The organism is Saccharothrix stipae (assembly GCF_054781895.1).
Genome location: NZ_BAAGTN010000005.1, coordinates 421,114 through 433,563, shown reverse-complemented (window position 1 = coordinate 433,563; position 12,450 = coordinate 421,114). Strand labels below are relative to the sequence as shown.

Genomic DNA, 12,450 nt, shown 5'->3' with positions numbered 1-12,450 from the left:
GGCTAGCCTGGTCACGTGGCCGACGAGCGAGAGCTGATCAAAGATCCCAAGACGCTCCGCGCGTTGGCGCACCCGCTGCGCTGGAAGCTGATCGAAGTCCTGGGCAGCTACGGCCCGAGCACCGCGACCCAGTGCGCCGAGGTGCTGCGCGAGAGCGTCGCCAGCTGCTCGTACCACCTGAACATGCTGGCGCAGTACGGGTTCGTGGCCGAGGTGCCCGGCAAGGGCAGGCAGAAGCCCTGGCGGTTGGTGCGCGCCGACCAGAGCTGGTCGTCCATCGAGATGGACGACGAGACGGCGCTGGCCGCCGAGGCCGCGGGCGACGCGTTCCTGGAGAAGGAGTTCTCCTCGATCCGCGAGCGCTTCCGCACCAAGGACCGCGAGTCGATCGAGTGGCGCAAGGTGATGGGCACCTTCGCCACGATCGAGTTCCTCACTGCCGAGGAGGCCGCCGAGGTGCACGAGAAGATCGCGGAGCTGTTCAAGCCCTACGCCGGCCGGCTGGAGAACGAGGAGAACCGCCCGGAGGGCGCACGTCCGGTGCGCTACTTCCTGGCGACCACCGTGGCACCGCGCCGCGACTAGGGGGAAACCATGCCGCACGACGACCTGCTGCTCGCCGTGGCGATGCAGCGCATGCAGGACGACCAGCACGCCGCCGAAGGTCGCAGGCTGGTCGGGAGCAAGCGTTTGCGCTCGCTGTCGGGTCGGTTCCGGCTCGACTGGCGGGTGGTGCGGGACCAGCGGGTGCTGGTCGCCAGTGTCGGGTTCTCCTGGCGTCGGGCGACGGGCTGACCGCTCAGGCGTCGAGCTTCTCCAGCCGCACCACGATCGACTTGGACGTGGGCGTGCCCGACACGGTGGCCGTGGAGTCCAGCGGCACCAACGAGTTCGCCTCCGGGAAGTACGCCGCCGCGCAGCCGCGCGCCGTCGGGTAGGCCACCACCCGGAACCGCTCGGCACGCCGCTCGGTCACGCCCGTCGGGTCGTCCGGCCACTCGCTGACCAGGTCCACGTGCTGCCCGTCGAGCAGGTCGAGCGCGTCGAGGTCCTCGGGGCTGACGAACACCACCCGGCGCCCGTCCTTCACACCCCGGTAGCGGTCGTCCAGGCCGTAGATCGTGGTGTTGTACTGGTCGTGGCTGCGCATGGTCTGCAACAGCAGCCGCCCCGGCGGCACCCGCAGCACGGTCAGGTCGTTCGCCGAGAAGTGCGCCTTGCCCGACCGGGTGCCGGTGAACTCGCGGGCGTCGCGCGGCGCGTGCGGCAGCACGAAACCGTCCGGCCGGCGCACCCGCGCGTTGTAGTCGTCGCAGCCCGGCACGACCCGCGCGATCCGATCCCTGATCAGGTCGTAGTCCTTCTCGAACTCCTCCCACGGCACCGGGTGCGCGGGCCCGAGCACGGCGCGCGCCAACCGGCACACGATCGACACCTCCGACAGCAGCCGGTCGCTCGCGGGCGCCAGCCGTCCCCGTGAGCGGTGCACCACCGACATCGAGTCCTCGACCGTGACGAACTGCTCACCGGTGTGCTGGAGGTCGCTCTCCGTGCGGCCCAGCGTGGGCAGGATCAACGCGGTCCGCCCGTGCACCACGTGCGACCGGTTGAGCTTGGTCGACACGTGCACGGTCAGGTCCAGCTTCCGCATGGCCGCCTCGGTCACCGCCGTGTCCGGGGTGGCCGCCACGAAGTTGCCGCCCACGGCGAAGAACACCTTCGCCGCGCCGTCGCGCATGGCCCGGATCGACGCCACCGTGTCGAACCCGTGCCGGCGCGGCACGTCGATGCCGAACTCCGACTCCAGCGCGGACAGGAACCTCTCCGGCATCTTCTCCCAGATGCCCATGGTCCGGTCGCCCTGGACGTTCGAGTGGCCGCGCACCGGGCACAGGCCCGCGCCGGGCTTGCCGATCATGCCGCGCAGCAGCGCCACGTTCGCGATCTCGCGGATCGTCGGCACGGAGTGCTTGTGCTGGGTCAACCCCATGGCCCAGCAGAAGATCGTCCGCCGCGACTCGGCCAGCATCCGGGCGAACAGCTCCACCTGCGCGCGCGGCAGACCGGTCGCCGCGTCGACCGAGTCCCAGTCCAGCCGCCGCACGTGGTCGGCGTACTCGGCGAACCCGTCGGTGAAGCCCTCGACGAACTCGGTGTCCACCGCGTCCCACGACAGCAGCAGGTTGCCCGCCGCCTGGAACAACGCCTGGTCGCCGCCCAGCCGGATCTGCAGGAACTCGTCGGCGAGCTTCGTGCCCGCGCCCACCAGCCCCCGCGCGTTCTGCGGGTTCTTGAACCGCAGCAACCCGGCCTCCGGCAACGGGTTCACCGCCACGATCCGCGCGCCGCCGCGCTTGGCCTCCTCCAACGCCGACAGCATCCGCGGGTGGTTCGTGCCCGGGTTCTGACCCACCACCACGATCAGGTCGGCGCGGGCGAAGTCGTCGATGCCCACCGAGCCCTTGCCGATGCCGGTCGTCTCCGACAGCGCCGCGCCGGACGACTCGTGGCACATGTTCGAGCAGTCCGGCAGGTTGTTCGTGCCGAACGAGCGGACCAGCAGCTGGTACAGGAACGCGGCCTCGTTGCTGGTGCGACCCGAGGTGTAGAACACGGCCTCGTCCGGGCTCGCCAGGCCGGTGAGGTGCGAGGCGACCAACGAGAACGCGTCGTGCCACTCGATCGGCTCGTAGTGCGTGGCGCCCTCGCGCAGTACCACCGGCTCGGTGATCCGGCCCTGCTGACCCAGCCAGTAGTCGGTCTTCCCGGCGAGCTCGGCGATCGGGTGCGCGGCGAAGAACTCCGGACCGACGCGCCGCCGGGTCGCCTCCTCGGCCACCGCCTTCGCGCCGTTCTCGCAGAACTCGGCCAGCCTGCGGTGCCCCTGCGGCTCCGGCCACGCGCAACCGGGGCAGTCGAACCCCTCCCGCTGGTTGAGCAGCCGCAACGTGCTCGCGGTGCGGGCGACACCCATCTGCTCGACACCGCGTCGCAGCGACACCGCGACGCCGGGCAGGCCCGCCGCCCACCGCTTCGGTTCGCTCACGTCGAGCCGTGACTCGTCGATGTCCTGCCGGGGCGGGTTGCGGTCCATGCCCCTATTGTGCGGCCGCCGTGCCACCGCGCGAGCGGACCGGTGGTGTACCGCCGGCGCACCCCGCGCGAGCACGCCGGCGGTCTGTCCGACCGCCGGTCGCGCCAGGACGGCGCGGGACCGCTGTCACGGGCCCCAAGGGGTTGCAACGGCCCGTGAATCCGGCGCCCTCACCTGCGCGTATTCCGGTGATCACCATCAATTGTGATCGGCGCCACTGTGCCGCGAATCGTCCGAACGGGTGACCTCAATCCGGGCAACCGTCGGCTGGCGACGACGGTGCGCTCAGATCGAAGTCCAGGCCCGGTGGCAGCGACGGCTCGGTGAAAGCGGGCGCCAGGTAGCCGCGCTTCGCACTCGAACACCCGATCGAGTGCAGCGAGCCCACCGACGCGTCCGCCCACAGCCCGTCCACCCCGGGACCACCCGTGCGCAACGAGTACCGCACCTGGAACCGCGACAACGCCACCACGTCCAACGGCCCACGCACCTCGTCCGGCCGCTCCGGCGCGAACGCGTAGGCGAACGTGTAATCCGTCCGCACCGCCAACTCGCCCTCCGGCCCCACCTCGGCCACCATCTCGCCGCGCACCTTCGGCTCCACCTCCGCCAGCCGCACGCCCTTGTCCACCCGCGTCACCACCAACGCCGCCTCACCGTCGTTGCGACCGTCGAACAACACCCGCAACGACTCGCGCAGGTCCGGTGCGAACAACCCGAAGAACGGCTCCAGGTCGTGGTCGCGCACCACCCGCCGGTCCAACCGCGCCGCGACCACCGCCGCACGAACCCGCTGGTAGGCGCCCGCGACCTGGTCCGCCGAGTACGAACCCACCGGACCCGCCTCCGGCACCACCACCCCCGCCTCGCCGTCGGCCCACGCCGCCGCCGACGTGCCCGCGAACGGCTCGTCCAGGTCGACCGGCCGCACCCCCTGCCCCGCGGGCGCACCCGACCCCGACTCGACCACCGCCCACCCCAGCAGCACCGCCGCCACCACGATCGCCAAGCCGACCCAGAACCGCCGCCGCGGCCGCCGCGGCAACGACCGCAGCCGACGCACCCGCGCCTCCCGCTCGGCCCGCCGCACGGCGTCCCGCGCCCACCCCGCGTCCCGCAGGTCCGGGTGGTCCTCGATCCGGTACTCGTCCACGTTCCCCCCGCTCGCCAACCGCCACCCAAGGCGTTACCAGCTCCCGGCCGAGAAGTCGATACGGGACCGGCGCCACCCGCCGATCGCGCTAGCAGGTATCTGGTTAGAAGTCGATACCCGCGCCTCCGTAGACTTCGACCGTGACTGAGACCCCCACCGCACCGCAGCGCTCCGAACTCCCGCCGGCCTGGAACCCGGCCGAGGTAGAGGCCGGGCTGTACGAGCGGTGGGTCGAGCGCGGTTACTTCACGGCCGACGCGACCAGCGACAAGCCGCCGTTCTCCATCGTGCTCCCGCCGCCCAACGTCAACGGCAGCCTGCACATGGGCCACGCGCTGAACCACAGCATCATGGACGCGCTCACCCGCCGCCGCCGCATGCAGGGCTACGAGGTGCTGTGGCTGCCCGGCACCGACCACGCGGGCATCGCCACCCAGACCGCCGTCGAACGCGCCCTCGCCGGCGAGGGCAAGTCCCGCCACGACGTCGGCCGCGAGAAGTTCGTCGAACGCGTCTGGGAGTGGCGCGAGGAGGTCGGCGGCCGGATCCTCGGCCAGATGCGCCGCCTCGGCGACGGCGTCGACTGGACCCGCGTCCGCTTCACCATGGACGAGGGCCTGTCCCACGCCGTCCAGACCATCTTCAAGAAGCTCTACGACGACGGCCTGATCTACCGCGCCGAACGCATCATCAACTGGTGCCCGCGCTGCCAGACCGCCCTGTCCGACATCGAGGTCGACCACTCCGAGGACGACGGCGAACTCGTCTCCATCCGCTACGGCTCCGGCGACAACTCCATCGTCGTCGCCACCACGCGCGCCGAGACGATGCTCGGCGACACCGCCATCGCCGTCCACCCCGACGACGAGCGCTACCAGCACCTCATCGGCACCGAGGTCGAAGTGCCCCTCACCGGCCGGTACGTGCCCGTCGTCGCCGACGAGCACGTCGACCCCGAGTTCGGCACCGGCGCGGTCAAGGTCACCCCCGCGCACGACCCCAACGACTTCGAGATCGGCCGGCGCCACGACCTGCCCGCCCTCACCGTCATGGACGGCCGGGGCGTGATCACCGCGCACGGCCCGTTCCAGGACATGGACCGCTTCGAGGCACGCCCCGCCGTCGTCGCCGCCCTGCGCGAACAAGGCCGCATCGTGGCCGAGAAGCGCCCGTACAAGCACTCCGTCGGCCACTGCTCGCGCTGCGACACCGTCATCGAGCCGCGCCTGTCCATGCAGTGGTGGGTCAAGGTCGCCCCGCTCGCCGAGGCCGCCTCCGCCGCCGTCCGCGACGGCCGCACCACCATCCACCCGCCGGAGCTGGCCAAGCGCTACTTCGACTGGGTCGAGAACCTCAACGACTGGTGCATCTCCCGGCAGCTGTGGTGGGGCCACCGCATCCCCGTCTGGTACGGCCCCAACGACAAGGTGATGTGCGTCGGCCCCGACGACGAGCCGCCCGGCGAGGGCTGGGTGCAGGACGAGGACGTGCTCGACACGTGGTTCTCGTCCGGCCTGTGGCCGTTCTCCACGCTCGGCTGGCCCACGCAGACCGCCGACCTGGCCAAGTTCTACCCGACCAGCGTCCTGTCCACCGGCTACGACATCCTGTTCTTCTGGGTCGTCCGGATGATGATGTTCGGCCTGTACGCGATGGACGGCAAGCAGCCGTTCGACCACGTGTTCCTGCACGGCCTCATCCGCGACCAGCACGGCAAGAAGATGTCGAAGTCGCGCGGCAACGGCATCGACCCCATCGACTGGATGGACGCCTACGGCGCCGACGCCACCCGGTTCACCCTCCTGCGCAGCACCAACCCCGGCTCCGACATGGCACTGGCCGACGAGTGGGCCGCGGGCGCGCGCAACTTCACCACCAAGCTGTGGAACGCCTCCCGGTTCGCGCTGGGCAACGGCGCCACCGTCGAACGCCCGCTCCCGCCGCGCGAGGAGCTGACCGACGCCGACCGCTGGATCCTCGACCTGCTCGACGGGCTCGTCACCGAGGTCGACGGCCACTTCGAGGCCTTCCAGTTCGCCAAGCTCAGCGAAGCGCTCTACCACTTCACCTGGGACGAGTTCTGCGACTGGTACCTGGAGCTGGCCAAGGTCCAGCTCGCCGAGGGCGGCACGCGCGCCGAGGCCACCCAGTCCGTGCTCGGCCACGTCCTCGACGTCGTGCTGCGACTGCTGCACCCGCTGACGCCGTTCATCACCGAGACCCTGTGGACCACGTTGACCGGCGGCGAGTCGCTGGTGGTCGCGGACTGGCCCGAGCCGACCGGCGTCCCGCGCGACGAGGTCGCCGCCACCCGGATCGAGGGCCTGAAGAAGCTGGTCACCGAGATCCGCCGGTTCCGCTCCGACCAAGGCCTCAAGCCCGGCCAGAAGGTCGCGGGCAAGGTCCGCGGCGCCTGCTGCGTCGACCTGCTCGACCAGGTGCCCGCGGTGCGGTCGCTGACCCGGATGACCGAACCCGGCGAGGACTTCACGGCCGGCGTCTCGCTGGACGTCGGCCTGCCCGCCGGCACCGTCAAGGTCGAACTGGACCTGTCCGGCGCGGTCGACGTCGTCGCCGAGCGCAAGCGGCTGGCCAAGGACCTCGCCGTGGCCGAGAAGGAACGCGCCCAGTGCGAGGGCAAGCTCGGCAACGCCGCGTTCCTGGACAAGGCGCCCGCCGACGTCGTGGCCAAGATCCAGTCCAGGCTGGCGGCGGCCAACGCCGAGATCGACCGCATCCACGCCCGCCTGGAGACCCTGCCGCAGGACAACTCGTGACCGGGTTCGAGACGGGCGCGCTGGAGGAGCTGCGGCAGGTCGAGTCGGAGCTGAACACCCGCTGGCCCGAGACCAGGATCGAACCGAGCCTGGACCGGATCCGGGCGCTGGCCGACATCCTCGGCGACCCGCAGGGCACCTACCCCGTGGTGCACGTCGGCGGCACGAACGGCAAGACGTCCACGTCGCGGATGATCGACGCCCTGCTCACCCGGATCGGCCTGCGCACCGGTCGCTACACCAGCCCGCACCTGCAGCTGGCGACCGAGCGGATCAGCGTCGACGGCGCACCCATCAGCCCCGAGCGGTACGTCGAGATCTACCGCGACATCGAGCCGTACCTGTCGATCGTGGACGCGCGCGGTGACGTGCCGATGAGCAAGTTCGAGGTGCTCACCGGCATGGCGTTCGCCGCGTTCGCCGACGCGCCGGTGGACGTCGGCGTGATCGAGGTCGGCATGGGCGGGTCGTGGGACGCGACGAACATCGCCGACGGCCGGATCGCCGTGATCACGCCCATCGGGCTCGACCACGTCGAGTACCTCGGCGACGACCTGGCCGGGATCGCGGCGGAGAAGGCCGGGATCATCAAGCCCGGCGCGGTCGCGCTGCTGGCCAAGCAGGACACCGTGGCGGAGCAGGTGCTGCTGCGGCGGTGCGCCGAGGTGGACGCCACCGTCGCGCGGCTCGGGTCCGAGTTCGGCGTGATCCAGCGCGACATCGCCGTCGGCGGCCAGATGCTGCGGCTGCAAGGCCTCGCCGGCGAGTACGAAGAGGTGTTCCTGCCGCTGCACGGCGCCCACCAGGCGGCGAACGCGGCGCTGGCGCTGGCCGCCGTCGAGGCGTTCTTCGGCGCCGGCGCCGACCGGCGGCTCGACATCGACGCCGTGCGCGAGGCGTTCGCCACCGCCACCTCGCCCGGCAGGCTGGAACGCGTCCGCACCGCGCCCACCGTGCTGGTGGACGCCGCGCACAACCCGCACGGCGCGGAGGCGCTGGCCAAGGCTCTGGACGAGGAGTTCGGCTTCCGCAAGCTGGTCGCCGTCGTCGGCGTGATGCAGGAGAAGGACGCCGTCGGCATCCTCAGCGCCCTCGAACCGGTCGTGCAGGAGGTCGTGCTGACCGCCAACTCCTCGCCCCGGGCGATGGACCCCGACCTGCTGGCCGGCGTCGCGATCCCGATCTTCGGCGAGGACCGGATGGTCGTGCGGCCGCACCTGGACGACGCGATCGAGGAGGCCGTGCGGCTGGCCGAGGAGAGCGACGACGGCGACATCGTGTCCGGCGGCGGCGTCGTGGTGACCGGCTCGGTCGTCACGGCGGGCGACGCGCGGGCGCTGTTCGGCAAGGAGCCCTCGTGACCTCCACCCCGGAGCCCAAGGACGTCCCCGCACCGAAGGACGTCCCAGCGGCCAAAGACGTCCCCGCGCCCAAGAAGGACCCGATGAAGTCCTTCCGCGGCATCATGGCGGGCACGCTGATCCTGGAGGTGATCGTCGTCGCCCTCGCCCTGCCGGTGGTGGCGAAGCTGGGCGGCGGTGTCGGTACGGGCACCGGGTACCTGGTGCTCGGGCTGATCGTCGCGCTGATCGGCACCTGCGCGCTGCTGAAGCGCCCGTGGGCCGTGTACGTGATCGCGGCGATCCACGTCGTGATGGTGGCGTCGTGGGTCGCCCTGACCGCGCTCGGTGGCATCGGCGTGGTGTTCAGCCTGGTCTGGCTGTACCTCCTGTGGCTCCGGCGGGACGTGGCCAAGCGGATGGCCGAGGGCCGCCTGCCCAGCCAGCAGGCGTAGCCGGCGCCCGCTTCAGGTCAGGTGCTCGATCGTGACGCCGTCCCAGTGCCCGGCAAGGTACTCCGCGACGAGTCGGCGGTGGCAGTTGTGCGGCTTGTCCTCGCTGCACAGCAGGACCGCGTTGTCGAGCGCGTCCCGGGGGACGGCGTTCTCGATGTCGCGCTGCCGCATCAGTTCCAGGAACAGGCCTTCGTACGTCTCCCAGCCGCTGCCCTGCTTCTTGTAGTCGTCGAGCATGGTCTGCGTCGGTGCCAGGTCGGGCCGGTGGGCGTAGGCCATGCCGCACAGTTCGCGGAGGAAGTACCTCAGGTCGTCCCGCTTGGCGAAGCCCGCCAGTTGGGAGACGTTGTTGAGCCGCACGTCGACCAACTTGTCCGCGGGCGATGCGCGCAACAGGCCGAAGAACTTCTCGGCGGACTTCTTCGTGAACCCGATGGTGTAGAGCCTCATACCTCGGTCATCCCGTCGTCGTCGCGCAGCTCTTCGTTGACGTAGGCGATCCGGCACTCCTGCTTGCCCAGGGCCTCTTCGAGCCGCTCGGCCCGGGTGCGGAACAGGTCGGCCTCCGCCAGTCCGAACGACCGCATCAGGCGTTCCATCGCCGCGTGGTGGCTTTCGACCCGTCCGTCGCCGTGGAGGTGGTCGATCGTGACGCCGTGTTCGGTGAGCACCCGCGCGATCAGGACCGTGCGGTGGCAGTCCAACGGCTCGCCCTCGGTGCACATGATCGCGATCCGCTCGCTCTGCGCGCCCGTCAGCAGGCGTTGGACGCCGCTGATGAACGCGGAGGTCTTCGCGAGCCGGTCGTATTGGACGCGGCCGTCGACGTAGCAGCTCAGGTCGTCGGTGCGGGCGCCGAGTTCCCGTCCCAGGAAGGCGTACTTGATGCCGACCTCGTGCAGACCGCGCTTGACCGAGCTCTGGTTGAACTGGGGGGCGAACCGGCTCACGGGAACCGACCGGACATCGGCGACCGCCGTGACCTCGTGCTGCCGGAGCAGCTTCGTCCAGTCGGGCAGGTCGTGCGTCGAGTGGCCGATCGTCAGCACCGTCTGGAACGTCATCGCCTGCTGCCCGTGCCGGGTCCACCGCGTTCCACGATGGCCGCGACCAACTTGTAGAAGTGGCCCTTGAACGCTTCGCCCAGGCTCACCGTCAGGAAGCACTCGCCCAGTTGGTAGTCGCCGAGCCCGCAGGACCGGAACTTATCCTCGTACACCGGATCGGTCACTTTCAGCGCGTAGTCCGTTCCGGAATGGCGGAACCGGGCCCGCACCGTCGGCCTCTGGTCGGTCGCGTTCCTGTGAGCGGCTTTCACTTCGATGGTTGCGCTTTCCACTCGGATGAGCTTGAGCGAGTCTACCACCGCGTCTTCTCGCTCGACCGGTACGCAGTCGTTGGCGCCGGCTGACGTGTTGTACCCGTTGACCCATAAGCTCCCGGGTCGCTGTTCCAGTGCGAGTAATTCCCGCCAAGTGGCCCGGCGGACCCTGCGCCAGCCGAGCGTGGGATCGAGGAGCCAGTTCTCCTGCTGGAATCCGAAGGGTTGGTGCTCGATGAGCGGTACCGCGATCACGTCGAGCACTCGCGGCTCCACCTCGCCGCGGTATTGCCGCTCAGTTGCGGAGACTTCATGCCCCACGCGGTCGCTGACGGGGCGGATCCACCGCGCGAAGCCGTTGACGAGTTCGACTCCCGCGACACAACGCCCATTGTGCTTGCGTGAATTGGCCAAACACAGGATTTGCTTGATTACAGCCACGACCGCCTCCGGAGTCGCTGCACCGACTTTGGCGATGGTAACGCAGGGTGCAGTTCGGAAGAGTCGGCATCGACGATCGGCGGACCGATTGCGCCATGCCTTGGAATAAATGAGCGCGGCTCAACCGCGGGCACCGGTTCCGAGATGTGGTCCGCATTTTTGTGGATGGCGAACACCGCAATGGCCGTGTCGTGATTGGTATGATCGGACGAGCGGTTCCGGTCGCGTGCACTCCGCGCTTGCGGCCCGTTCACGTGGAATTCGGCTTCACCGGCTACAAACCGGCGCATGAGCGATGGTGTGGTGAACCGGCGGACGCTGCTGCGCGCCGGTGCGATCGGTGCGACCGCGGCGTTCGTGCCTGGAACGCTGGGGTTGTCCGGCGGTGTGGCGTTGGCGCGCGGCGGCGATCGGCCGGTGCTCACGCACGGTGTGCAGTCCGGTGACGTGACGTTCGACGGCGGCCTGGTGTGGACGCGGGCGGACCGGCCGGCGCGGATGCTGGTGCAGGTGTCGTCCGACCCGTCGTTCCGGCACGCGCGGACCGTGCGCGGGCCGCTGCTGACGCCGGAGACCGGCGGCACGGGCCGGGTGCGGCTGCGCGGGCTGCCGGCCGGGCGGGAGGTGCACTACCGCGTCGTCGCCGAGGACCTGGACGGCCGCACCCGCAGCGAGGCCGTGGTCGGCAGCTTCCGGACCGCCCCGCTGGGCCGTGACGACGTGCGGTTCGTGTGGTCCGGTGACGTGGCCGGGCAGGGCTGGGGCAGCAACCCGGACCTGGGCGGCATGCCGATCTTCGGCGCGATGGCCGCCCGCCGACCCGACTTCTTCATCAACAGCGGCGACACGGTGTACGCGGACGGTCCGATGCAGGAGAAGGTGACGCTGCCCGACGGGCGGGTGTGGCGCAACCTGGTCACGCCGGAGAAGCTGAAGGTCGCCGAGACGCTGGACGAGTACCGCGGCCAGTTCGCCTACAACCTGCTCGACCCGCAGTACCGGTCGTTCGCCTCGCGGGTGCCGATGATCGTGCAGTGGGACGACCACGAGGTGACCAACAACTGGTACCCGGGCGAGGTCCTGACCTCGCCGCTGTACACCGAGAAGCGGGTGGACGTGCTGGCCGCGCGGGCGTTCCGGGCGTTCCACGAGTGGCAGCCGATCGACCCGCGGCAGGCGATGGACGGCCGGGTGTACCGCAAGTTCCGCCACGGCGCGCACGTCGAGGTGTTCGTGCTGGACATGCGCTCGTACAAGGACGCGAACACGGCACCGCGCGACGGGCGTGGCGTGGTGCTGGGTGAGGCCCAGGCCCGCTGGCTGGTGGACTCGCTGGACCGCAGCCGGGCCACCTGGAAGATCATCGCGGCCGACCTGCCGATCGGGTTGACCGTGCCGGACGGCACGGACATCGAGGGCGTGGCCAACGGTCTGCCGGGTGCGCCGGGGGGCCGTGAGCACGAGTTGGCGTGGGTGCTGAGCGAGCTCAAGCGGCGGCGGGTGCGGAACACCGTGTGGCTGACCGCGGACGTGCACTACACGGCCGCGCACCACTACTCGCCGGAGCGCGCGTCGTTCCAGGACTTCGACCCGTTCTGGGAGTTCGTGTCCGGTCCGCTGAACGCGGGCGCGTTCGGGCCGAACACCCTGGACCCGACGTTCGGCCCGGAGGCGGTGTTCGTCAACGCCCCGCCGGCCGCGAACACCACCCCGTTGGACGGGTTCCAGCACTTCGGCGAGGTCGAGGTGGCGCGGGACGGCGAGCTGACCGTGTGGCTGCGCGACATCAAGGGCGCGTCGCTGTGGAGCAAGACCCTCCAGCCGCAGCGCCGGTGACCGCTTGACCTTCGGGTGACCCGAGACCCCACA

11 protein-coding genes are annotated in these 12,450 nt (G+C 70.5%); 6 read left to right on the top strand and 5 right to left on the bottom strand.

Annotation, left to right across the window (positions count from 1 at the left end; genetic code table 11):
- Nucleotides 1–15 precede the first annotated feature (15 nt).
- Entirely contained in the window at nt 16–585 is a 570-nt protein-coding gene (locus ACYVLT_RS10930; protein WP_461120006.1) for an ArsR/SmtB family transcription factor, read from the top strand.
- Nucleotides 586–594: 9 nt separating this feature from the next.
- Nucleotides 595–795, top strand: a complete 201-nt coding sequence (locus ACYVLT_RS10925; RefSeq protein ID WP_461120005.1) for a hypothetical protein — start codon at nt 595–597, stop codon at nt 793–795.
- Between the two features lie 4 nt (nt 796–799).
- Here the strand turns inward: ACYVLT_RS10925 and ACYVLT_RS10920 are convergent, their stop codons facing one another.
- Together ACYVLT_RS10920 and ACYVLT_RS10915 are read right to left on the bottom strand one after the other, a co-directional pair.
- The gene (locus tag ACYVLT_RS10920) at nt 800–3,094 is read right to left on the bottom strand and encodes an FdhF/YdeP family oxidoreductase (RefSeq protein ID WP_461120004.1); all 2,295 of its coding nucleotides are present in this window, start codon (nt 3,092–3,094) and stop codon (nt 800–802) included.
- A 247-nt stretch (nt 3,095–3,341) separates the two neighbouring features.
- Entirely contained in the window at nt 3,342–4,265 is a 924-nt protein-coding gene (locus ACYVLT_RS10915; protein ID WP_461120003.1) for a hypothetical protein, read from the bottom strand.
- 122 nt (nt 4,266–4,387) lie between these two features.
- On the opposite strand from ACYVLT_RS10915, the gene ACYVLT_RS10910 reads away from it, so the two are divergent.
- From ACYVLT_RS10910 to ACYVLT_RS10900, 3 genes are all read left to right on the top strand, one after another.
- On the top strand, nt 4,388–7,024 hold the full coding sequence (locus ACYVLT_RS10910; RefSeq protein WP_461120002.1) for a valine--tRNA ligase: 2,637 nt from the start codon (nt 4,388–4,390) through the stop codon (nt 7,022–7,024).
- The gene (gene folC, locus ACYVLT_RS10905; RefSeq protein WP_461120001.1) at nt 7,021–8,385 is read left to right on the top strand and encodes a bifunctional tetrahydrofolate synthase/dihydrofolate synthase; all 1,365 of its coding nucleotides are present in this window, start codon (nt 7,021–7,023) and stop codon (nt 8,383–8,385) included. The genes ACYVLT_RS10910 and folC overlap by 4 nt, the downstream gene beginning before the upstream one ends.
- 83 nt (nt 8,386–8,468) lie before the next feature.
- Nucleotides 8,469–8,819, top strand: a complete 351-nt coding sequence (locus ACYVLT_RS10900) for a DUF4233 domain-containing protein (protein WP_461120165.1) — start codon at nt 8,469–8,471, stop codon at nt 8,817–8,819.
- Nucleotides 8,820–8,831: 12 nt separating this feature from the next.
- On the opposite strand, the gene ACYVLT_RS10895 is transcribed toward ACYVLT_RS10900, so the two are convergent.
- The 3 genes from ACYVLT_RS10895 to ACYVLT_RS10885 are packed head-to-tail and all read right to left on the bottom strand — an operon-like array spanning nt 8,832 to nt 10,581.
- Nucleotides 8,832–9,269: a DUF488 domain-containing protein gene (locus ACYVLT_RS10895; protein ID WP_461120000.1), complete on the bottom strand. Its 438-nt coding sequence runs from the start codon at nt 9,267–9,269 to the stop codon at nt 8,832–8,834.
- Nucleotides 9,266–9,883 (bottom strand): DUF488 domain-containing protein, encoded by a 618-nt coding sequence (locus tag ACYVLT_RS10890; RefSeq protein WP_461119999.1) that lies wholly within the window; start codon nt 9,881–9,883, stop codon nt 9,266–9,268. The genes ACYVLT_RS10895 and ACYVLT_RS10890 overlap by 4 nt, the downstream gene beginning before the upstream one ends.
- Nucleotides 9,880–10,581 (bottom strand): dual OB domain-containing protein, encoded by a 702-nt coding sequence (locus ACYVLT_RS10885; RefSeq protein WP_461119998.1) that lies wholly within the window; start codon nt 10,579–10,581, stop codon nt 9,880–9,882. The genes ACYVLT_RS10890 and ACYVLT_RS10885 overlap by 4 nt, the downstream gene beginning before the upstream one ends.
- A 288-nt stretch (nt 10,582–10,869) precedes the next feature.
- Between ACYVLT_RS10885 and ACYVLT_RS10880 the strand changes: the two genes are divergently transcribed.
- On the top strand, nt 10,870–12,417 hold the full coding sequence (locus ACYVLT_RS10880; protein ID WP_461119997.1) for an alkaline phosphatase D family protein: 1,548 nt from the start codon (nt 10,870–10,872) through the stop codon (nt 12,415–12,417).
- The last annotated feature ends 33 nt before the right edge of the window (nt 12,418–12,450 follow it).

Excerpts from the sequence above, each read along its gene's own strand:
- ACYVLT_RS10890 (WP_461119999.1), bottom strand. The coding sequence starts at position 9,883 with ATGACGTTCCAGACGGTGCTGACGATCGGCCACTCGACGCACGACCTG.
- ACYVLT_RS10880 (WP_461119997.1), top strand. The coding sequence starts at position 10,870 with ATGAGCGATGGTGTGGTGAACCGGCGGACGCTGCTGCGCGCCGGTGCG.
- ACYVLT_RS10925 (WP_461120005.1), top strand. The coding sequence starts at position 595 with ATGCCGCACGACGACCTGCTGCTCGCCGTGGCGATGCAGCGCATGCAG.
- ACYVLT_RS10920 (WP_461120004.1), bottom strand. The coding sequence starts at position 3,094 with ATGGACCGCAACCCGCCCCGGCAGGACATCGACGAGTCACGGCTCGAC.
- ACYVLT_RS10895 (WP_461120000.1), bottom strand. The coding sequence starts at position 9,269 with ATGAGGCTCTACACCATCGGGTTCACGAAGAAGTCCGCCGAGAAGTTC.
- ACYVLT_RS10900 (WP_461120165.1), top strand. The coding sequence starts at position 8,469 with ATGAAGTCCTTCCGCGGCATCATGGCGGGCACGCTGATCCTGGAGGTG.